Genomic DNA, 20,258 nt, shown 5'->3' on the forward strand with positions numbered 1-20,258 from the left:
GTCCGCTCCAAACGGAGCGGTCGAACACAACTTTTCTTGGCGGTTCCAGCCAAGGCTTCATCACCAGATCTTTGGCACCCCGCCCCTTGATCCCACCGCAGGACGTATAGGTGTATATCTCACATGTCTCTCTCACCGACTTCCGCTCATATGCGCAAGCCGATGTCGAGCTGGGGCCTGGCACCAACGTCCTGGTAGGTTCCAACGGCGTCGGCAAGACCAACATTGTCGAGGCCATTGGCTATCTGGCAACGCTTTCCTCCCACCGGGTCACCAATGATGCACCGCTGCTGCGATTTGGCACCGACCGGGCATTGGTCCGTGCACGCGTCCAGCGGGCCAATCTGGTCACCACCCTCGAGGTGGAAATCACCGCCGGCAAGGCAAATCGCGCCCGGATCAACCGCGCCAACCCGGTGCGGGCCCGCGACATCCTCGGGATCGTGCGCACAGTGCTCTTCGCACCGGAGGACCTGGCCCTCGTCAAGGGCGATCCTTCCAACCGCCGCCGTTTCCTTGACGAGCTGCTGGTGACCCTGCGCCCCGGCGAGGCCGCGACGCGCGGGGACTACGATCGGGTGTTGAAACAGCGCAACGCCCTGCTGAAGTCGGCCCGGGCGGGAGGCAAGCCCTCCACCGCACACGAATCCACGCTCGACGTCTGGGACACCCATCTCGCACGTGCTGGTGCCCGGGTACTGCGCGGGCGCCTGGAGGTGCTGCGCATGCTCTCCCCCTACATGGGTGCCGCCTACGCGTCGCTTGCCGACGCCAACAAGGAAGCCCGCGCCTATTACCAGGCCACGGTCCTGGACGATTTCGACGGCGAGGAATCACCCGCAGGGGCGACTGCGGGGGAAGACGACAGCGCGCGGGTGGCCCCGGCCGCGCTGCTGGAGGCCAGCACGGAGGAACTCGAGGAAATGTTCCTCGCGGCCCTGTTGAAAACGCGTACCAAGGAACTTGAACGAGGCATCACACTGGTTGGTCCGCACCGCGACGACGTCCTGCTGACGCTGGGCGGTGCCCCGGCGAAGGGCTACGCCAGCCACGGCGAAACCTGGTCCCTGGCCCTGGCGCTGCGGCTAGCCGCCTACAAGGTCATGGGCGAGGACGATCCGCGGCCCGGCGCCGGACCGATCCTGATCCTGGACGACGTGTTTGCCGAACTCGACGCCACGCGGCGCACGCGCCTGGCCTCCATCGTGGCCGGCGCCGACCAGGTGATTGTCACCGCCGCGGTCGCCGGGGACGTGCCCGAGGAGCTCGGCGGCACGTTCCTGAAGGTCAGCCCGGGAGTGGTGCACTCGTGAGCGAGGAGAAGGATCCACACGCCCCCGAGGCGCTGGACGCAGCCCGCGCGATCCTCAACCGCATGCGCGAGTCGGCCCTGAGCCGGGGCGAAGCCCGAATCGACGCCGCCAAGGCCGCCAAGTTCGAGGAGAACGCCGCGGCGCGTAAGGCGCGGCGGCGGGCGAGTTCCGCGCCGGCGAAATACACCGACGGACGGGACCCCCAGGAAATCGGCAACCTCTTCGGCAAGATCGTGCGCGACCGGGGCTGGAGCGCCCCGGTGGCCGTCGGCTCGGTGCTCTCGCGCTGGAGCGAGCTGGTGGGTCCGCAGATTGCCGCGCATTGCACCCCCGAGTCCTTCGAGGATTCCACCGTGGTGGTGCGCTGCGACTCCACGACCTGGGCCACGCAAATGCGGCTGCTCTCCCACGAACTGCTGAAGCATTTCGACAAGGAACTGGGCGCGGGAGTGATCACCGTGATCCGGGTCCTCGGGCCCGCCGCGCCCTCCTGGCGCCACGGCGGCCGATCGGTCAAGGGCCGCGGTCCGCGCGACACCTACGGGTAGCAGAGCCAAAACGCGTAGCTGGCCGACTGGCGCACCGGGACGGCCCGAGCCACATAGCCCCCCACGCGAGGCCGGACCAATCGCTCCCAACCCTGCTTGGCGGCCAGTGGCGGTATATAGCCGCCCGTCAATGGCGGGATAATTTGGACCGGCGCGGTAGAATTGGAACAGGCGTTTTGTCCGTGCGACAAGACGCTGGTTCATGATCGGGCACCTTCGGTGTTCGGCCTTCCACTGTTTGAGGAGTCTGTAGCACCTGTGTCTACCGATAACACCACACCCCAGGAACCAATCGATTCCGTAGAGGCAGCTGAAACACCCGCCGCAAAACCTGCAGAAGAGCAGGTCAGCGGCCGAGTGGAGCACACCTACGGCGCCCAGGACATCACGGTTCTTGAAGGCCTCGAAGCGGTGCGCAAGCGCCCCGGCATGTACATCGGTTCCACCGGGCCGCGCGGCCTGCACCACCTGGTCTACGAGGTTGTCGACAACTCCGTCGACGAGGCCCTGGCCGGGCACTGCGACCACATCAAGATCAACCTGCAGGCCGACGGCGGCGTGCGCGTCGAGGACAACGGCCGCGGCATCCCGGTCGACATCCACCCCACCGAGGGCAAGCCCACGGTAGAGGTCGTCATGACCATCCTGCACGCCGGCGGCAAGTTCGGCGGCGGCGGCTACGCTGTCTCCGGCGGCCTGCACGGCGTGGGCATCTCCGTGGTCAACGCCCTGTCCTCGCGCGTGGAGACCGAGATCTGCCGCCAGGGCAGTTCCTGGCACATGTCCTTCGCCGACGGCGGCAAGCCGCAGGGCACGCTCGTCAAGGGCGAAGACACCGACGCGACCGGCACCACGCAGACGTTCTACGCGGATGCCTCGATCTTCGAGACCGTCGAGTTCGACTTCGAGACCCTGCGAGCCCGCTTCCAGCAGATGGCGTTCCTGAACAAGGGACTGCGCATCACCCTCACCGACGAGCGCACCCTCGAGATCGACGCCGACGAGATCGCCACCGAGGAAGACGAGGCCAACGACGCCGCCCCGAAGCACCGCGTGGTGGACTACCTCTACAAGGACGGGCTGCTCGACTACGTCAAGCACCTGAACTCCTCCAAGAAGGTCGAGCTGGTCCACGAGGACGTCATCGCCTTCGAGTCCGAGGACACCACCAAGGGCATCAGCGTCGAGGTCGCCATGCAGTGGACCAACTCGTACTCCGAGTCGGTGCACACCTACGCCAACACCATCAACACCCACGAGGGCGGCACCCACGAAGAGGGCTTCCGCGCCGCCATGACCTCGCTGATCAACCGCTATGCGCGCGAAAAGACGATCCTGCGCGAAAAGGACGAGAACCTCACGGGCGACGACATCCGCGAGGGATTGACCGCGGTCATCTCCGTCAAGCTCTCCGAGCCGCAGTTCGAGGGCCAGACCAAGACCAAGCTGGGCAACTCGATGGCCAAGGGCTTCGTCCAGGGCGTGGTCAACGAGGAACTCGGCGACTGGCTCGAGCGCAACCCGAACACCGCCCGGGACATCATCCGCAAGGCCCAGCTCGCCTCGCAGGCGCGCATGGCCGCACGCAAGGCCCGCGACAACGCCCGCCGCAAGTCCCCGCTGGAATCCTTCGGCATGCCGGGCAAGCTCTCGGACTGCTCCTCGAAGAACCCCGCCGAGTGCGAGGTCTTCATCGTGGAGGGCGACTCCGCAGGCGGCTCGGCCAAGCGCGGGCGCAACCCGCACACCCAGGCCATCCTGCCGCTGCGCGGCAAGATCCTGAACGTCGAGCGCGCCAGGCTTGACCGCGCGCTGGGCAATGCCGAGGTCCAGGCCATGATCACGGCCTTCGGCACGGGCATTGGCGAGGAATTCGACATGGCCAAGCTGCGGTACCACAAGATCGTGCTGATGGCCGATGCAGACGTCGACGGCCAGCACATCACCACGCTGCTGCTGACCCTGCTCTTCCGCTTCATGCGCCCGCTGATCGAGAACGGCTACGTCTACCTGGCGCAGCCGCCGCTGTACCGCATTAAGTGGTCAAACGCCGCGCACGAATACGTGTACTCGGACAAGGAACGCGACGAATCGCTGGTCGCCGGCGCCGCGAAGAACAAGCGCCTGCCCAAGGACAACGGCATCCAGCGCTACAAGGGCCTGGGCGAGATGGACTACTCGGAACTCTGGGACACCACCATGGACCCCGAGCACCGCACGCTGCGCCAGATCACCATGGACGACGCCGCCGCCGCGGACCAGATCTTCTCCGTGCTGATGGGCGAGGACGTCGAATCGCGTCGAAACTTCATCCAGCAGAACGCCAAGGACGTGCGCTTCCTGGACATCTAGTCCTCGATTTCCCGCACTCCCCCGCGTTTTAGACACAGACTTTTGACTAGAGGAAGAAATCGATGAGCGATCAGACTCCCGAAAACCCGCAGGACAACGCACCCGGCAGCGACGAGATCGTCGAGGGCGCGGTGATCGACGACGCCGTGGCGGTGAACCTCGGCGTCGACAAGATCGACCAGATCGACCTGCAGACCGAGATGCAGCGCTCCTACCTTGACTACGCCATGGCCGTCATCGTGGGCCGCGCGCTGCCGGATGTGCGCGACGGCCTGAAGCCCGTGCACCGCCGCGTGATCTACGCGATGTACGACGGCGGCTACCGCCCCGAGCGCTCCTACAACAAGTGCGCCCGCGTGGTCGGCGAGGTCATGGGCCAGTACCACCCGCACGGCGACACCGCGATCTACGACGCCCTGGTCCGCCTGATCCAGGACTGGACCATGCGCTACCCGCTGGCCCTGGGCCAGGGCAACTTCGGCTCCCCGGGCAACGACGGCGCCGCCGCCCCGCGTTACACCGAAACCAAGATGGCCCAGCTGGCCATGGAGATGGTCCGGGACATCAACGAGGACACCGTTGACTTCCAGGACAACTACGACGGCAAGAACCAGGAACCCACCATCCTGCCGGCGCGTTTCCCGAACCTTTTGGTCAACGGCTCCTCCGGCATCGCCGTGGGCATGGCCACCAACATCCCGCCGCACAACATGCGCGAGGTCGCCGCGGGCGTGCAGTGGTACCTGCAGCACCCCGAGGCCAACCGCGAGGAACTGCTCGAAGAGCTGATGCGCCACGTCAAGGGCCCGGACTTCCCCACCGGCGCCATGATCCTGGGCACCAAGGGCATTGCCGATGCCTACCGCACCGGCCGCGGCTCCATCACCATGCGCGCCGTGGTTTCCGTCGAGGAACTCCAGGGCCGCACCTGCTTGGTCGTCACCGAGCTTCCCTACCAGGCCAACCCCGACAACCTGGCGGTGAAGATCGCCGAGCTGGTCAAGGACGGCAAGATCTCCGGCATTGCCGACCTGCGCGACGAGACCAGTGGCCGCACCGGCCAGCGCCTGGTCATCGTGCTCAAGCGCGACGCCGTGGCCAAGGTCGTGCTGAACAACCTCTACAAGCACACCGAGCTGCAGTCCAACTTCTCCGCGAACATGCTCGCGATCGTCGACGGGGTGCCGCGCACCCTCTCGCTGGACGCGTTCATCCGCCACTGGGTCACGCACCAGATGGAAGTCATCATCCGGCGCACCCAGTTCCGCCTGCGCAAGGCCGAGGAGGAGGCGCACATCCTGCGCGGCCTGCTCAAGGCCCTCGACGCACTGGACGAGGTCATCGCGTTGATCCGCCGTTCCTCCACCACCGAGGCGGCACGCGACGGGCTGATGGAAATGCTCGACATCGACGATCTGCAGGCCAGGGCCATCCTGGACATGCAGCTGCGCCGCCTGGCCGCCCTGGAACGCCAGAAGATCCAGGACCGCCACGCCGAGCTCGAGGGCATGATCACCGAATTCAAGGTCATCATCGCCGATCCGCAGCGCCAGCGCACCATCATCTCCGAGGAGCTCGCCGAGATCGTCGAGAAGCACGGCGATGACCGGCGCACCAAGGTCCTGATGGGCTACGACGGCGACATGAGCGTCGAGGACCTGATCCCCGAGGAGGAAATGGTCGTCACCATCACCCGCGGCGGCTACGTCAAGCGCACCCGTAGCGACAACTACCGCTCGCAGCACCGCGGCGGCAAGGGCATCAAGGGCGCACAGCTGCGCGGCGACGACGTGGTGGAGCACTTCTTCGTCACCACCACACACGACTGGCTGCTCTTCTTCACCAACCACGGCCGCGTCTACCGCACCAAGTGCTACGAACTGGCCGAGGCAGGACGCGACGCCAAGGGCCAGCACGTGGCCAACGTGATGGCCTTCCAGCCCGACGAGCACATCGCCCAGGTCCTTGACCTGCGCAACTACGAGCAGGCCCCGTACCTGGTGCTCGCCACCCGCAACGGCCTGGTCAAGAAGACCCGCCTGGCCGACTACGACACCAACCGCACCGCCGGGGTCATCGCCATCAACCTGCGCGAGGGCGACGAGCTCGTCTCCGCGCAGCTGATTTCCGAGACCGACGACCTGATGCTGGTTTCCCGCAAGGGCCAGTCGGTGCGCTTCACCGCCACCGACGAGGCGCTGCGCCCCATGGGACGAGCCACAAGCGGCGTGACCGGCATGAAGTTCCGCGAGGCGGACGAACTGCTGGCCGCCGACGTGGTGACAGAGGATTCCTACGTGTTTGTGGTCACAGAGGGCGGCTATGCCAAGCGCACCTCGGTGGGCGAATACCGCGTGCAGTCCCGCGGCGGCATCGGGATCAAGGTAGCGAAGCTCGCCGAGGACCGCGGGGACCTTGTCGGTGCACTGATTGTGCACGATGAGGACGAGGTTCTGGTGGTCATGGAGGGCGGCAAGGTCGTTCGCTCCGACGTTTCGCAAGTTCCCGCCAAGGGCCGCGACACCATGGGTGTCATCTTTGCCAAGCCGGACAAGAAGGACCGCATCATCGCCGTGGCGAAGAACACCGAGCGCGGTCTCGGAGAGAACCCCGAGGAAGATGCAGTACCGTTGAACGCGGAAAAGACACAAGAAACGGCCTCCGAGGCCCTGCCGGGTGATGAAAACCCTGCGGGAACCGAGGAAATCCTTGGACACGACGACGAGGCCACCAACGACGGAGGTAACGCGTGAGCACCCCGAATACGCCCCGCCCGGCGGGCGGCACTGGTGGTACCCGTCCCGCACCGCCACGACAGGCACCCGTAGGCGCCCAGCGCCCCGCCGGAGCGCCGCGGCCAGGATCCGCACCCCGGCCCGCGGCCGCGCAGCGCCCGGCTGGCACCCCCCGCCCCGGGGCCCCGCGCCCCGCCGGTGCGGCCCAGGGGCGCCCGCAGCAGCTGGTGCGCCCGGCGCCCAAGGCAAAGGTCCGCAAGGCACGCTTGCTCATCTCCAAGGTCGACCCCTGGTCGGTGCTGAAGATGGCATTCCTCCTTTCGGTGGCCTTGGGCATCGTCACTGTCGTTGCCAGCGTTGTCCTGTGGTCGGTGCTTGACCTGACCGGAATCTTCGAGTCCATCAACGGGCTGTTGCGCGAGATCATCGGCTCCGAAACCGGGTTCGACTTGATGGAGATCGCTTCGCTGGGCCAGGTTGCCTCGTTCGCCACCATCATCGCCGTGGTTAATGTGGTATTACTCACTGCGCTGTCCATGCTTTCAGCGGTGCTTTACAACCTCTCGTCGACCCTTGTCGGCGGCATTGGTGTGACCCTGACCGACGATTAATTCGCGAAAACACGCCAAAATCGGCCCTCGAAGCCCTTTGCAAAGGGGGCTTGGAGGGCCGATTTGTTTCTTGGGCGGTTTCTCGGGTATTGTTTTATCTCGTTCCCAGCGGGAACAAAGAGGGCGTATAGCTCAGGCGGTTAGAGCGCTTCGCTGATAACGAAGAGGTCCCTGGTTCAAGTCCAGGTACGCCCACGGATTCCCTCGTCCGACCGATAGGTGAAAGGAAATCTCCATGCGGAAATTTCTGGTGTTGGTGGCAGTAGCCGCAGGCATTGTTGGTTATCGGAAGTACAAGGAATCTTCGGCTGAAAAGGCCACCTGGAGCCAGGGTACCGATAAGGTAAACTGAATTCATTCAGGAACATCGCGCACTTGCTAGCAGGCATGCGGTGTATAAAAAAATACGGGGACTTAGCTCAGTTGGTAGAGCGGTAGCTTTGCAAGCTTCAGGTCAGGGGTTCGACCCCCCTAGTCTCCACCGAAGGAAAAGGCCCGGAACGAAAGTTCCGGGCCTTTTGCGCTTAAACCGGAGCTGGGTCCGTGCCCGGGAAGGGAGCCCCGAACCGGTGCCTCGCTGCCCGCATTCGGTGCCGCCGCACACGGAACCATAGAGTGGTCAAGTGACTTTTCTTCTGGCCCTGGTGGGCGTCCTGGGTGTTGCCGCGTCTGGCCCGCTCATTGCCGCCTTTCCCGCGGTCCCGGCCCTTTCCATGGCCCTGTGGCGCAACGCGGTGGGAACCGCCGTCATGGCCGTTCCCGCCCTGGTGACCGACCCGCGTGGCTTCGGCCGGCTCCGCCGCCGGGAATGGGGCTGGAGTGCGCTGGCGGCCGTGTCGCTGGCCTTGCACTTCGCCTTCTTCATGACCTCGATCCGGATGACCACGGTTGCGGCGGCAACCGCTCTCGTATGCCTGCAGGCGGCCTGGATTGCCCTCTTCCAGTCCCTGCGGGGAACCAGATACGGCTGGCGGGTGGGGCTCGGGGTGCTACTGGCCTTCTCCAGTGTCCTGGTCATTACCGGGTTCGACATCGGTTCGGGAACGGAGGCCCTCATCGGTGACGGGCTGGCCCTTGTCGGCGGCGTCCTGGCCGCCGCCTACACGCTGTCCGGCTCCAAGGCCCGCGCCACCATGAGCACCAGTTCTTACACCACCATCTGCTATGGCCTGACCTCGGTCCTGCTCCTGCTGATGTGCCTGCTGGCCGGCGAACCGATCTGGGGATTCGACCTCAATGGCTGGATCGGCATCCTGGCCTTGGCCGTGTGCTCGCAGATCCTTGGCCATTCGGCATTCAACCACCTGTTGAGCTCGCTGGGGCCGTTGACCGTCTCCACCCTGATCCTGCTCGAGATCCCAGGGGCAGCCCTGCTGGCCGCATTGTTCCTCGGCCAGGTATTGCCCGCGGGCACGGTCGTGGGGCTGGCTGTCATCCTGGTGGGCCTGTTCTTCGTGGTGCGTGGCCAGGGCCGCGCCCAGGCCAAGGCAGCGTCTCTCGCGGAACCTCCGGCAAAGGAACAGGGCGGCACCTGACCCGTCGCTTCTCCCGTGGTCCGGGGCAAGCGACGGGTCAGGTGCCGCCCTGCAGCTGGATGTCGTTGCCCCGCGGCTTCCGTGTGGACGCCAGGGGCTGACAACACTACTTCTTGGTGCGGGGACCCGGCTTCGGCGCGGTGTCTGCATCGTTGGCCTCGGCGACCTTGGCCTCGCTCGTGTCGACGGCCTCCTCGGCCTTGTGCTTGGCGGTGGTGGCTGCCTCCGAGATTTCCTCAGCGGTTTCGGAGAGCTTCTCCTTGGTGTCGGCGACCGCTTCCTTGGCCGCTACTGAGGTGTTCTCCTTGGCCTCGGCCGCGGACGAGGCCACCTCGTCGCGAACCTCCTCCACGCTTGCCGGAACCTCCACCGGGCCACTGGCGCGCACTGTGGTCGGTTCCACCGGTGCCGGGGTCTTCCACGGGTCATCGATGGGCTTTGACGCGCGCCATGCGGCTACGGCCGCGGCTCCCGCGGCAGCAATGACCGCAACGACTAGCCAGCCCTTTTTCTTCTTCGCGGGCTTCTGCACCTTTTCAATCTCCTTGCTGACAGTTTCGGCGGCGGCACTTGCCGTGCCCTGGAGACGCTGGACGGTTTCAGCACTCGGGGTGAGTTTGTCGGCGACCTGGTGCAGTGCCTCGGAAGACTTGGCCTGTTCGAGCTTGCGGGTCGTGAACTCGGCCGCCTGGCCGATCTTTTCGTTGGCGGTCGGCAGGTATTCATTCAGCACGACATCGCGCGCGTGGCTAAGCGCGGGGGCTGCCTTCCCGAGTGCCTCGTTCAGGGCCGGGGTGGCACGATCGACAGCCTTCTGAACACGGGGGGTCGCTTCGTCGATGGCCGCGGAGATGCGCGGGCCCACCCGCTCAAGGGATTCCTGGATCATCGGGCTGACCTTGGCGACGGTCTCGGACAGTTCGTGGGCAGCCCAGTTCAGACCCTCTTGGATCCTCGGGGATGCGGTCTCGATGCCCTTTTCTATGCGCGGAACGGCCCACTTCACGGCCGTGTCCACCTTTGGCGCTGCCCAATCCATTGCCTGTTCGGCGCCAGTGGCAACACTTTCACCAAAGTCTCGAGCAATACGTTCTGACTTCACAGTGAACCCCTTTGATCGTTTCGTAAGCTTCGTCCTAGCCTACGACCTACGCTTGGCTTACAGCCATTACCTGCCCGGCATATAAACAATCGATTATCCGTGTTCACTGAGCGCGTAGCCATTCGCAGCGGCGGTTCAAGCGCGCATGGAAGAATGACTTCATGACTGCAATCCCTACGCATACAGCCACCATCCACACCAACTTGGGCGACATCGTCGTCAACCTTTTCGGCAACCACGCCCCCAAGACCGTGAAAAACTTCGTCGGGCTTGCCACCGGTGAACAGACCTGGACCGATCCGCGCAGCGGCGAGGAGAAGACCAACACCCCGTTGTACAACGGCACGATCTTCCACCGCATCATCTCCGACTTCATGATCCAGGGCGGGGACCCGCTGGGCCAGGGCACCGGCGGCCCGGGCTACCGCTTCGACGACGAGATCAACCCCGAGCTTGATTTCCGCGAGCCGTACAAGCTGGCCATGGCCAACGCCGGCATCCAGATGGGCCAGGGCACCAACGGTTCCCAGTTCTTCATCACCTCGATCCCGACCACTTGGCTGCAGGGCAAGCACACCATCTTCGGTGACGTCACCGACGAGGCTTCGCGCAAGCTCGTTGACCAGCTGAACGTCGTTCCGACCGACGGCCGCGACAAGCCACTGGAAGACGTCGTCATCAGCAGCATCGACATCGCCGCCGTCTAGCCACGTGAATTCGGCGCGCTTCACGCGCCGTTGACCGTGAAGGGCCCCGTCTGCCGCCTCGCACGTTTGTTTTTCACCTCGCCCTGCAAAGTGAAAGATGACGGCGGGACGTGTGGATGGGGCCTTTTGCATGGCCAGACAGGCCGTGCGCCCATGCAACGTTCCCGGCTCCAGCCCCTGGACCGCGGCACCCGAACCCCGTCCCGTGAAACGGGACAATGAACGTACTTACCCAGGAGCATCGATTCCATGTCCTATGGACTGTCCAACCCGAACCAGTCCGCCAAGGCCCCGGTGTGTCCGAGGCACCCCGACCGGATCTCATACGTCAGCTGCCAACGGTGCTCGCGCCCGGCGTGCCCCGAATGCCAGGTGACGGCGGCGGTCGGGACCCAATGCGTGGACTGCGTGCGCGAGGCCAACCGGCAATTGCCGAGCACCCGGACGGTGTTTGGCGGCAGAACGACGGACGGCCGGCCCCTGGTGACGTACGTGCTGATCGCAATCAACGTGATCGTCTTCGGACTGCAGATGCTGCTGCCAAACGTCAGCACCTACGTGGTCTATGCGGGGCTCTACACCAGCCCATACCTGGAGCCCGAGCCGTGGCGCATGCTCACCTCGACCTTTGCCCACTCGACATCCTTCATCGGACACATCGCCTTTAACATGTACGCCCTGTATATCTGTGGGCGCGTGCTCGAACCAATGTTGGGACGGTTGCGCTTCCTGGCCCTGTATCTGGTCGCCGGGCTGGGTGGTTCCGTAGCGGTGCTCTTGATCGCCGATCCGCGGATTCCGGTTCTCGGCGCCTCCGGTGCGGTGTTCGGACTCTTTGCCGCGATGTTCGTGCTCCTGCGTTCACGCGGAGTGCAGACCATGCAGATCCTGGTCCTCATCGCGATCAACCTTGCCATTGGTTTCATCTTCCCGGGGATCGCCTGGGAAGCCCACGTGGGAGGGCTGGCGGTCGGCGCCGCCACCGCAGCCATCATGGCCTACGCGCCGAAGGGACCCCAGCAGGCCCTGATGCAGTGGGCGGGGACTGCACTGCTGGTCTTGCTGCTTGTGGCCTTGACTTTCTATGGGGCAGCCAACATTCGACTTGGATAGGAAAACGGACGCGGCTGCAGCAAAAGTTGTCCACACGGGTTATCCACACTGTTAATAACTCACAACCATGTAATTCACACGAGCCTGACCGGCCTTAGCGCCCGCGCTGACGCCGGTCAGGCTTTATTGTGGACAGTTTTTGGCACGTATTCACAACTTCATCCACACCTGTGGATAACTTAGTGCACAACCTGTGCAGTGTTTGGTCTCCGATTCGAAAACAGGACGAACCGCATTCTTCGAAAATATAACCTAATCCGCGGGAGCGCGCGGAAAATAGGGCGTCCGGAGGGGTGTGCGACCCCCGTTGTCCACACGCCTTATCCACAGTGTTAATAACTTACGCACATGTAATTCACACTGGAGAAAAGCGCGGAATGCCACGAATCCCGTGTGCTGCGAGGCGAAACCCACAGCCTTGTCCCCAGCTGTGGATAACTTTCGTGCACAGCATGTTACTAAGTTTTGCCACCCTCCGACACTCGCATCCCTGTGAATGATCGGGCGAAAATGCAAAACTGGACCCTGTCCGCACCTTCGCACCAACCATGCTTCTTCACGTAGTCACCGGAGGCCCCAAATGCGCCGAGATTGGATCCATCCCGAGCAGGTAGCCGCGTGGGCCGGGCTGACGAACCGGCTGGCGGTCGTTGACGATACCGGGGAATTCTACGAAGTCGAGGATCTCGCTGAAGAGCTCGAAGAACCGGGCGTCGATCCCGAGCGAGATACCCTCGGGCTCTGGGACAACGACACCATGATCGGTTTCGGCCAGCTTCGACTCGGTGAACAGTTGCGCGACGGCCGCGGGCGAGTTTCCATCGGCGGCGGCATCGCCCCCGAATACCGGCGGCTCGGCCATGGTTCGGCAATCATGGACACCTTGGAATCCCGGGCGGGGGCAAAGATGGCCGAACGCCATCCCGGCATTGACTTCACCATCGACATGTGGGGAAACGCGCCCGGGCACAGCGCGGGTGCCATGGCCCTGTCCAGGGGCTATGAGGCGGCCCGCTATTTCCAGGACATGTCGATGAAACCAGGCGAATTCAAGCCTCGGGGACGCCCTGCGGCCGGAGCCGAGGGCGCGCGGCTGGTTGCCTACTCCCCCGCCCTCTCCGAGCCGGTCAGGCTCCTGGACAACGAGGCATTCGCCGATCACTGGGGTTCTGCCCCGAAGAGCGTCGAGGAATGGGCGGCCATGACCGGCGCACGCTCCTTCCGGGGCGAATACTCCACGGTGCTCCTGGAAGACGGCACCGGCCCGGCATCCGCCCGGGTGCTCTGCTATGTCTTGGCCGCCGAATGGGTGCCCGGGGAGCTTTACATCTCCCGTGTGGGCACCGCGCGGGCAGCCCGCGGGCGCGGCTATGCGGCCTGGGCCCTCTCCGCGACCGTCCAGTCCGCATTCACCGCCGGATTCACCAAGGCGGACCTGGCGGTCGATGTACATAGCCCCACCCGCGCAGCGGGACTCTACTCCCTTCTGGGCTTCGAGTTGGTCCGCCAGGGGACGGTGTACCGCAAGGCCGTCCGGGCGCAATGATCAGTTGGCGGGCGGCGCCATGACCCGACGTGGGGAATTGTCAGGCAAATATCGGCAACAACAGTGAAGCGGCGAGCAAGGCCATGAGCGACGCGATGACGGCATCGAGGATGCGCCAGGATCGGGGACTGGCAAAGAACCCGCGCAAGTAGCGTGCCCCGAATCCCAGGCCGATGAACCACAGGATGCTGGCAAGCGCCGCACCCGCTCCAAAAACCCAGCGCCCGGTGTCGCCTTGGGCCGCGGCGATGGAGCCGAGCAGGATCACGGTGTCCAGGTAGACGTGCGGGTTGAGCCACGTCAGGGCCAGCGCCGTGATGGCCGCTGAGCGTCGCGGGGTCGGTGCCATGGCGGTGTTGGTTTCCATCCCCTGGGGGCTGATGGCCCGACGGCCGGCAAAGAAGGCGTAGACGAGCAGGAACGTGGCGCCACCGATCCGTGCAACGTCAATGAACCACGGGGCCACCGCCAGCAAGGCGCCAAGCCCGGCCACCCCGGCAAAGATCAGGACGGCGTCGGAGACCAGGCAAATCAGCACCGTGATGCCAACATGTTCCCTTCGGATGCCCTGGCGCAGGATAAAAGCGTTTTGGGCGCCGATGGCAACAATCAACGACAGGCCACTGGCCAGGCCGGAAACAAAAGGAAGGAACGTCACCAACCGAGATTAGGTGAACCAGCTAAGACGTGTCGAGCTAAAGATTATTAGCGTCCATTAGGATTTCTAACTATGGACTTTCCCGCGGAGCAGCTTCAGACATTCAAGGCCGTGATCGATGCCGGAACCCTGGAACGGGCGGCGCGGCAACTGAACGTCACCGCATCCGCCGTCAGCCAACGACTCAAGGCCCTGGAAAAACGGGCAGGTAGCGTGCTGTTCATTCGTTCCCGGCCGATTCGGACCACCGGCAGCGGGGAGGTGCTGCTGCGTTTGGCGCGCGAGATCCAGATGTTGTCCACGGAAGCGCAGCGGGAGCTTGGATTGGACGCGAGCGGCGGCCAGGGGTCCCGGCGCACGGATCTCAGCGTTGCCGTGAACGCCGATTCCCTGGCCAGCTGGTTCGCCCCGGTACTCGATGGGCTGGCCGCCCAGGACGTCATGAACTGCGAGATCCTGCGCCACGACCAGTCCCATTCCACCGAGTTGCTTCGATCGGGTCAGGTCATGGGAGCGGTGACGACGAAACGCACTCCCGTCCAGGGGTGTTCCTCGGTGTATTTGGGAACCATGCGCTACCGGGCCATGGCCGGTGCGGGTTTCGTGGACCGATGGCTGCCGGGTGCCGACCCGGAGACCGAACTCGCGCTCGCGCCCATGGTGAGTTTCGATCGGAGCGACGACCTGCAACGGGAGCTTCGCCGAAGGATAGTAGGCGCCCGGGTCCCGGAATCACCAGTGGAACATTTTGTGCCCGACTCAAGGGTCTACGTGGCGGCAGTGGCGGCTTCGCTGGGTTGGGGCATGATTCCCGAGATCCAAGACCCGGGGGACGGTTCGCTGGTGTGCATCAATCAAGGATGGACGAGCGAGGTCCGCCTCTACTGGCAGCGGTGGAAAGTGCCCTCCCAGGCACTGGACCTGCTGACGGGGATGGTCGTCGACGCGGCAGGGGCCGCGGGGCTGCGCCAGGATCGTTGAGGCTTCCGGCAGCAGGCCGCCCAACGTCAGGACCGGGGTTCAGCTAGGTTCCGCGGGCAAGCGGAGCGCCGTCGGTGCCGGGATCTGGCAGCGGGTTCTGACCGTCCCGGGACCGGTCGTAAATCGTCGCGGTTCTAGTTTCCTCCGCCGGGAGGGCCGATGAACAGAAGTACAGCGGTGATCGCCGCAACCAGTACCAGGCCTGCAATTGCCGCCAGCCAGGGGCGACGCAATGCCGTTGCCTGCAGCTTCTCGACGAGCCCCTGGGGGGCCTCCCCGCCCGGGGCCAGGCGCCAGGAATCACTGAGCAGCCCACGCCGCAACATTGCCCGCTCGAAGGGCAGGGTGGCGAAGGGAATGACCGCCGATGTCAGGCCCAGCACCCCGCGGGAAACACTCCAACGCTCATTGGCCCAGACAAACAGCGTCACCAGACCGTAGGCAATGAACACCACTCCGTGGACCATGCCGAAGATACGGACAAAGATCTCCGGTCCCACACCGTACTTGATGACCATGGCGATGATGAGCAGCGCCCACGTGACCATCTCGGCGGCCGCAAGAAAACCATACAGGCGCTTCGGCGAGAGCTTTGACTGGGTGGTGACGGAGGGGGACCCTCCGGCAAGACTGGGGCGAACCATGGGGTTTGGCATGCCTTTCTGGTCGTTGGTGTGAACGGCGTGTGCAGGCCGGGGAGACTGCCAGGGCGTGCGCATTTGAGCGCACCGGCGCCCCGGACGAGGGAGCCGTACCCGGACGGCGACAAGTCGGCCACGAAAGGAATCGGTGTTAGCTACATGTCGTGGATAGTCGTCTCTGGCCCTTCTGAGGCCACCTGGGCCATGGCCCTGGGAGTCGCGGAGGGATTCACCATGCTCTTTCCCACCGCGTTCTTTGGCGGCGAGACCATCAGCGTGACCAAGATCCTGCTGAGGGTCGGGCTGGTGGGCTACATCGTCGGCCCGGAGGCCGTGAGCTAGCGCCAGCCCGTGGTCATGAAGAAACCAACCATGGCCACGCCAAAGCCGATGACGATGTTCCAGCCGCCGATGTCCGGGATCGGGAGCAGGGTCTGGGAAATGTAGTAGACCATGATCCAGACCAGGCCGAAGATCATCAGGCCGAACATGACCGGCTTGTACCACTTGGGCAACGGCTTGTCGTAGGTCTGGGCGTTGCCGCCATCCTGTGGCTTGCGGTTTTTCCGACGTGTCTTGGATTCAGGCACTGCTGCTCCTCGAGTCTTCAGGCGCCGGCACGATCCAACGAGTACGTGTCCGAACGGTAGGCTGGTAAGTGGGTGTTGGCGGCAGGTTCTTCCCGCCAACACGCTTACATCCAATACTATCCGCTCAAACTGGACGCCGCCGGGTATCAGGGTGGTCCAAGTGACAGTGAGGGAAGTTCCCATGACACGATCCGCATTGCGGACGAGGGCCAAGGCCACGCCGGGCCAGCGCCTTTTGGGCGGAATCGGCGAAATCCTTATCACGCTGGGAATCGTCCTGCTGCTCTTCGTCGGCTGGGAATTGTGGTGGACCAACATCGATGCCGGTCGCACCCAATCCCAGGTGACTTCCCAATTTGTCCAGGACCTCAACATGGGCAGTCCCGGAGCCTCGAACGCGCAAGGGGAAGCGGATGAGGATTTCGGCACGGCCCCGATCACTACGATCCCGGATGGGGAAACCTTCGGGATCTTCTACATCCCGCGTTTCGGAAAGGACTTCGCCCACCCGGTCACCAACGGCGTCGGGATGGATGTGCTGAACTCGGTGGGCATTGGCCACTATCCAGACACCCAGGAGCCGGGCGAACCAGGAAACTTTGCCGTTGCGGCCCACCGGCAGACTCATGGCCAGGTGTTTTGGAACATCGACAAGTTCCAGGACGGGGACAAGGTCTACCTGCAGACGCGCAAGGGTTTCTACACCTATGAGTGGCGCGACACCGAGATCGTGCACCCCTCGCAGAGCGAGGTGCTGCTGCCGGTTCCCCATCAGCCGGGCGCCGAGCCGTCGGCCTCCATGCTGACCATGACCAGTTGCCATCCGCCCTTCACCACACGAATGCGCATCATCGCGTACGCCGAACTGGAGTCGTGGCGGCCGGCCGATGCAAGTCCGCCGCAGGAAATCGCCGACCTGGTGACAAAGACGATGGAAAACTAGGAACACCACACATGTATGCATGGATCTTCTCCAAACTCCCCGGGCCGTTGTGGTTCCGCGTCATCCTGGCGGCGCTGCTGATAGCGAGCGCCGTATTATTGCTCATGACCTATGTCTTCCCGTGGCTGAGCCAGTACAGCCCGTGGACCGAATCAACGATTGGCTTGATGCTGCTGTGAGCACCCCCAAGATCCTGGTGATCGACAACTACGACAGTTTCGTCTACACCCTGGTCGGTTACCTGCAAGAGCTGGGAGCCGAAACCACCGTGATCCGCAACGACGACCTGTCCCTGGCCGAGGTCATCGAACTGGCCGAGGCCCGCGACGGAGTCCTGGTATCCCCCGGCCCCGGCACGCCCGCCGAAGCAGGGGTCTGCATCGAGACGATCAAGTGGTGCGGCGTGCACGCCAAGCCCATGCTCGGGGTTTGCCTCGGACACCAGGCCCTGGCCGAGGCCTACGGAGGTGTCGTCACGCACGCGCAGGAGCTCATGCACGGCAAGACCTCCCCGGTTCTCCACACCGGGCACCCGATCTTCGCGCACATCCCCAGCCCGTTCACCGCCACCCGCTACCACTCGCTGGCGGCGGTGCGCTCGAGCATTCCCGATTCCCTGGAGATCACCGCCGAGACGGAGAACGGCGTGATCATGGGACTGGCACACCGCGACGCCCCGCTGTGGGGCGTGCAGTTCCACCCCGAATCGGTTCTCACGGAAGGTGGATACCAAATGCTTGGCAACTGGCTCGAATCCCTGGGCCTGGCCGGCGCCGCCGAGCATGCGGCAACGCTGAGCCCGCTAATCCGCGAGGCATAACCCGATCCAACGCCGAGGGGCCCTGAATCCTCAGATTCAGGGCCCCTCGGCGTTTCCGCCACATAGCGGTGGCAGCAGCCTGACTACGGGCTTGGCACCGGCAACACCGGTAGCGGAAGGGCAGGATCCTTGCCCTTCCCCGACTTTTCTGTCGGCGCCGGGGAAGTGGGGGTGCCGGAGGATTCCTTCGGGGCACTGGGGCCTTCCGAGGCGGTGTCAGTCGGTGTCGGCGTCGGGGAGGGTTCCTCGGGCTTCACGGCAACCGTGACCCTGACGGTGCCGCCCTGCGGGGTGGTGGAACCGGGCACGGGATCCTGGTTGATGATCGTTCCTGGTTCAACCGCGGCATTCGGTTCCTCAACGGTGGTGATTCCCAGACCAACCTCGGGATCCTCGAGAAGCTCCGTGGCTTCGGGAACCATCAGGTTGACCAGCTGTGGAACACTGACCATCCCGGTCGACAGAACCAGATCGATCTTGGTGCCGACCTTGACCTTCTTGCCAAGCTTTGGTTCCGTGTCCACCAGCCAGTCCGTGGGAATCGACGGATGGTTGGCGCGGGAGACCGTGCCAATCTCGAATCCCAGGTCGGTCAGGACCTGACGTGCCCCTGCCTCTGACTGACCGGAGAGGCTCTCCGGCAGGACCCGTGCCTCCGGCCCCTTGGAGACCATGAGCCGCACCGTGGTGCCCTTGCGGACCTCCCTGGGAGCAGCCGGATCGGATTCAACGACCAAGCCGGTTTTGATCTCGTCGTCGAAAACCGTTTCGACCTTCGGTACCAGTTGCAGCTCCCGAAGCGTCGACTCTGCCTTGGCTTGGGTCATTTCCTGGAGAACGGGGACGGCAACGGGGGCGTTGCGTTCTGCCTCGGCGCGCATCCAGTTGTAGAAGAAGAGGCCCGAAACCACCAAGGCGAGGACCAGAACCGTCGAAATCGCCACGGTCCAGTTGCGCTTGGATTTCGCGCGGTGCTCATTGAGCTCACGTTGCAGGTTTTGTTCCCAGATCGGTGGCGTTTCCCAACGGGAATCCTCGGCGACAGGTTCCAGGTATCCGGTCTGGTTGACCGGAACCGATGCGGCGCTGTCGGGGGTCGACGTGGATATGGCTGCCGTGGGCGCCGCCGCAAACGGGGCGACCGCGGTCAGGTCCCCGTTGTTTGCCCGGGATTGCGGCAGCGGAGCGGTGAGCTCCTCCGGGGGCAGGGCGATCCCGCCGCGGGCATTGGAGAGCGCCGTCGCGAATGCCGTGGCGTCGGCGTAGCGGTCCTCGCGGTCCTTGGCCAGCGCCTTGAGCACCACAGCATCAAAGATCGGGTCAAGCTCCGCAACCAGCGTGCTCGGGGCCGGGGCGTACTCCCCCACATGCTGGTAGGCGACGGATACGGGAGAGTCCCCCGTGAAGGGAGGCCTTCCGGTGAACAGTTCGTAGAGCAGGCATCCGGTGGAATACAGGTCGGTGCGGGCATCGACGGCCTCGCCGCGGGCCTGCTCCGGCGAAAGGTACTGTGCGGTGCCAACGACGGTCTGCGTCTGGGTCATGGTGCTGGCCGAATCGGCCAGGGCCCGGGCAATGCCGAAGTCCATGACCTTGAGGTTGCCGCGCTCGGTGACCATGATGTTGGCCGGCTTGATGTCGCGGTGCACGATTCCCATGGAATGCGAGTGCGCCAGGGCCTCGAGCACGCCGAGGACGTACTTGATGGCCAAGTCGTTGGTCATCTCTCCGGACTTGATGAGGTCGCGCAAGGTGCGTCCGCGGACATACTCCATCACGATGAAGGGCAGTTCGACGGTTGAACCGGAGAATTCCTGTTCCTCCTCGCCGGTGTCGAAGACCGAGACGATGTTGGGGTGGTTCAGCCCGGCCACCGCCTTGGCCTCGCGTCGAAAACGGGCCTGCACCATGGGGTCGCGCGCCATCTCGGCACGCAAGAGCTTGATGGCTACCTTGCGCCCCAAGACCTGGTCGACGCCCAGGTGCACGTCGGCCATCCCGCCGCGTCCAATGAGCTCACCGACGACGTAGCGGCCGTTGAGAATCCGTTCCTCGGTCACTGT

20 protein-coding genes, 2 tRNA genes and 1 riboswitch are annotated in these 20,258 nt (G+C 64.3%); of the genes, 17 read left to right on the forward strand and 5 right to left on the reverse strand.

Annotated elements, in window-relative coordinates:
* Positions 1 to 110: 110 nt before the first annotated feature.
* From recF to AC6CHY_RS18470, 9 genes are all read left to right on the forward strand, one after another.
* Positions 111 to 1,313: a DNA replication/repair protein RecF gene (gene recF / locus AC6CHY_RS18430; RefSeq protein ID WP_217390877.1), complete on the forward strand. Its 1,203-nt coding sequence runs from the start codon at positions 111 to 113 to the stop codon at positions 1,311 to 1,313.
* Positions 1,310 to 1,861, forward strand: coding sequence for a DciA family protein (locus AC6CHY_RS18435; protein WP_217390876.1), 552 nt, complete (start codon positions 1,310 to 1,312; stop codon positions 1,859 to 1,861). The genes recF and AC6CHY_RS18435 overlap by 4 nt, the downstream gene beginning before the upstream one ends.
* A gap of 258 nt (positions 1,862 to 2,119) precedes the next feature.
* The gene (gyrB, locus tag AC6CHY_RS18440) at positions 2,120 to 4,213 is read left to right on the forward strand and encodes a DNA topoisomerase (ATP-hydrolyzing) subunit B (RefSeq protein ID WP_336245169.1); all 2,094 of its coding nucleotides are present in this window, start codon (positions 2,120 to 2,122) and stop codon (positions 4,211 to 4,213) included.
* A gap of 62 nt (positions 4,214 to 4,275) precedes the next feature.
* Positions 4,276 to 6,966 (forward strand): DNA gyrase subunit A, encoded by a 2,691-nt coding sequence (gyrA, locus tag AC6CHY_RS18445; RefSeq protein WP_217390875.1) that lies wholly within the window; start codon positions 4,276 to 4,278, stop codon positions 6,964 to 6,966.
* A complete protein-coding gene (locus AC6CHY_RS18450) occupies positions 6,963 to 7,559 on the forward strand; it encodes a DUF3566 domain-containing protein (RefSeq protein ID WP_217390874.1) in 597 nt (198 codons plus the stop codon). The genes gyrA and AC6CHY_RS18450 overlap by 4 nt, the downstream gene beginning before the upstream one ends.
* Before the next feature lie 121 nt (positions 7,560 to 7,680).
* Positions 7,681 to 7,754, forward strand: a tRNA-Ile gene (locus tag AC6CHY_RS18455).
* A 40-nt stretch (positions 7,755 to 7,794) separates the two neighbouring features.
* The gene (locus tag AC6CHY_RS18460) at positions 7,795 to 7,911 is read left to right on the forward strand and encodes a DLW-39 family protein (protein ID WP_498227750.1); all 117 of its coding nucleotides are present in this window, start codon (positions 7,795 to 7,797) and stop codon (positions 7,909 to 7,911) included.
* A gap of 56 nt (positions 7,912 to 7,967) precedes the next feature.
* Positions 7,968 to 8,040: transfer RNA gene (locus AC6CHY_RS18465), tRNA-Ala, on the forward strand.
* A 142-nt stretch (positions 8,041 to 8,182) separates the two neighbouring features.
* A complete protein-coding gene (locus tag AC6CHY_RS18470) occupies positions 8,183 to 9,094 on the forward strand; it encodes a DMT family transporter (RefSeq protein ID WP_498227752.1) in 912 nt (303 codons plus the stop codon).
* A 106-nt stretch (positions 9,095 to 9,200) separates the two neighbouring features.
* Here AC6CHY_RS18470 and AC6CHY_RS18475 read toward each other — a convergent pair whose 3' ends face one another.
* The gene (locus AC6CHY_RS18475) at positions 9,201 to 10,100 is read right to left on the reverse strand and encodes a hypothetical protein (protein WP_498227754.1); all 900 of its coding nucleotides are present in this window, start codon (positions 10,098 to 10,100) and stop codon (positions 9,201 to 9,203) included.
* A gap of 257 nt (positions 10,101 to 10,357) precedes the next feature.
* Here AC6CHY_RS18475 and AC6CHY_RS18480 point away from each other — a divergent pair, with 257 nt between their 5' ends.
* The 3 genes from AC6CHY_RS18480 (at position 10,358) to AC6CHY_RS18490 (ending at position 13,562) form a co-directional block, all read left to right on the forward strand.
* A complete protein-coding gene (locus tag AC6CHY_RS18480) occupies positions 10,358 to 10,903 on the forward strand; it encodes a peptidylprolyl isomerase (protein ID WP_217390870.1) in 546 nt (181 codons plus the stop codon).
* 249 nt (positions 10,904 to 11,152) lie between these two features.
* The gene (locus AC6CHY_RS18485; protein WP_217390869.1) at positions 11,153 to 12,016 is read left to right on the forward strand and encodes a rhomboid family intramembrane serine protease; all 864 of its coding nucleotides are present in this window, start codon (positions 11,153 to 11,155) and stop codon (positions 12,014 to 12,016) included.
* 580 nt (positions 12,017 to 12,596) lie between these two features.
* Positions 12,597 to 13,562 (forward strand): GNAT family N-acetyltransferase, encoded by a 966-nt coding sequence (locus AC6CHY_RS18490; RefSeq protein ID WP_498227756.1) that lies wholly within the window; start codon positions 12,597 to 12,599, stop codon positions 13,560 to 13,562.
* Positions 13,563 to 13,602: 40 nt separating this feature from the next.
* On the opposite strand, the gene AC6CHY_RS18495 is transcribed toward AC6CHY_RS18490, so the two are convergent.
* Positions 13,603 to 14,220, reverse strand: a complete 618-nt coding sequence (locus tag AC6CHY_RS18495; RefSeq protein ID WP_498227758.1) for a LysE/ArgO family amino acid transporter — start codon at positions 14,218 to 14,220, stop codon at positions 13,603 to 13,605.
* A 72-nt stretch (positions 14,221 to 14,292) separates the two neighbouring features.
* Between AC6CHY_RS18495 and AC6CHY_RS18500 the strand changes: the two genes are divergently transcribed.
* Complete coding sequence (locus AC6CHY_RS18500; protein ID WP_498227759.1) at positions 14,293 to 15,201, forward strand: LysR family transcriptional regulator ArgP; 909 nt, start codon at positions 14,293 to 14,295, stop codon at positions 15,199 to 15,201.
* A 134-nt stretch (positions 15,202 to 15,335) separates the two neighbouring features.
* Here AC6CHY_RS18500 and AC6CHY_RS18505 read toward each other — a convergent pair whose 3' ends face one another.
* Complete coding sequence (locus AC6CHY_RS18505) at positions 15,336 to 15,845, reverse strand: DUF3817 domain-containing protein (protein WP_217390865.1); 510 nt, start codon at positions 15,843 to 15,845, stop codon at positions 15,336 to 15,338.
* A 74-nt stretch (positions 15,846 to 15,919) separates the two neighbouring features.
* Positions 15,920 to 15,982, forward strand: a riboswitch (guanidine-III (ykkC-III) riboswitch).
* A 19-nt stretch (positions 15,983 to 16,001) separates the two neighbouring features.
* Here AC6CHY_RS18505 and AC6CHY_RS18510 point away from each other — a divergent pair.
* Positions 16,002 to 16,184, forward strand: coding sequence for a hypothetical protein (locus AC6CHY_RS18510; RefSeq protein ID WP_217390864.1), 183 nt, complete (start codon positions 16,002 to 16,004; stop codon positions 16,182 to 16,184).
* Here AC6CHY_RS18510 and AC6CHY_RS18515 read toward each other — a convergent pair.
* On the reverse strand, positions 16,181 to 16,432 hold the full coding sequence (locus tag AC6CHY_RS18515; protein WP_217390863.1) for a cell division protein CrgA: 252 nt from the start codon (positions 16,430 to 16,432) through the stop codon (positions 16,181 to 16,183). The genes AC6CHY_RS18510 and AC6CHY_RS18515 overlap by 4 nt on opposite strands.
* 181 nt (positions 16,433 to 16,613) lie before the next feature.
* Here AC6CHY_RS18515 and AC6CHY_RS18520 point away from each other — a divergent pair, with 181 nt between their 5' ends.
* From AC6CHY_RS18520 to AC6CHY_RS18530, 3 genes are read left to right on the forward strand one after another with little or no spacing between them, the layout of a single operon-like run.
* Positions 16,614 to 17,375, forward strand: a complete 762-nt coding sequence (locus tag AC6CHY_RS18520) for a class E sortase (protein WP_498227761.1) — start codon at positions 16,614 to 16,616, stop codon at positions 17,373 to 17,375.
* 11 nt (positions 17,376 to 17,386) lie between these two features.
* Entirely contained in the window at positions 17,387 to 17,554 is a 168-nt protein-coding gene (locus tag AC6CHY_RS18525) for a hypothetical protein (protein WP_217390861.1), read from the forward strand.
* Complete coding sequence (locus tag AC6CHY_RS18530) at positions 17,551 to 18,195, forward strand: anthranilate synthase component II (RefSeq protein ID WP_217390860.1); 645 nt, start codon at positions 17,551 to 17,553, stop codon at positions 18,193 to 18,195. Before AC6CHY_RS18525 ends, AC6CHY_RS18530 begins: the two co-directional genes overlap by 4 nt.
* An 83-nt stretch (positions 18,196 to 18,278) precedes the next feature.
* Here the strand turns inward: AC6CHY_RS18530 and pknB are convergent, their stop codons facing one another.
* Positions 18,279 to 20,255 (reverse strand): Stk1 family PASTA domain-containing Ser/Thr kinase, encoded by a 1,977-nt coding sequence (gene pknB / locus AC6CHY_RS18535; RefSeq protein ID WP_498227763.1) that lies wholly within the window; start codon positions 20,253 to 20,255, stop codon positions 18,279 to 18,281.
* Positions 20,256 to 20,258 lie beyond the last annotated feature (3 nt).

The organism is Paeniglutamicibacter sp. GQ140, from assembly GCF_059759235.1.

Bases quoted from the DNA above. Each gene is read 5' to 3' on its own strand.
- gyrA (WP_217390875.1), top strand. From the start codon at position 4,276: ATGAGCGATCAGACTCCCGAAAACCCGCAGGACAACGCACCCGGCAGC.
- AC6CHY_RS18460 (WP_498227750.1), top strand. From the start codon at position 7,795: ATGCGGAAATTTCTGGTGTTGGTGGCAGTAGCCGCAGGCATTGTTGGT.
- AC6CHY_RS18480 (WP_217390870.1), top strand. From the start codon at position 10,358: ATGACTGCAATCCCTACGCATACAGCCACCATCCACACCAACTTGGGC.
- AC6CHY_RS18485 (WP_217390869.1), top strand. From the start codon at position 11,153: ATGTCCTATGGACTGTCCAACCCGAACCAGTCCGCCAAGGCCCCGGTG.
- AC6CHY_RS18490 (WP_498227756.1), top strand. From the start codon at position 12,597: ATGCGCCGAGATTGGATCCATCCCGAGCAGGTAGCCGCGTGGGCCGGG.
- AC6CHY_RS18500 (WP_498227759.1), top strand. From the start codon at position 14,293: ATGGACTTTCCCGCGGAGCAGCTTCAGACATTCAAGGCCGTGATCGAT.
- AC6CHY_RS18505 (WP_217390865.1), bottom strand. From the start codon at position 15,845: ATGGTTCGCCCCAGTCTTGCCGGAGGGTCCCCCTCCGTCACCACCCAG.
- AC6CHY_RS18510 (WP_217390864.1), top strand. From the start codon at position 16,002: ATGTCGTGGATAGTCGTCTCTGGCCCTTCTGAGGCCACCTGGGCCATG.
- AC6CHY_RS18520 (WP_498227761.1), top strand. From the start codon at position 16,614: ATGACACGATCCGCATTGCGGACGAGGGCCAAGGCCACGCCGGGCCAG.
- AC6CHY_RS18525 (WP_217390861.1), top strand. From the start codon at position 17,387: ATGTATGCATGGATCTTCTCCAAACTCCCCGGGCCGTTGTGGTTCCGC.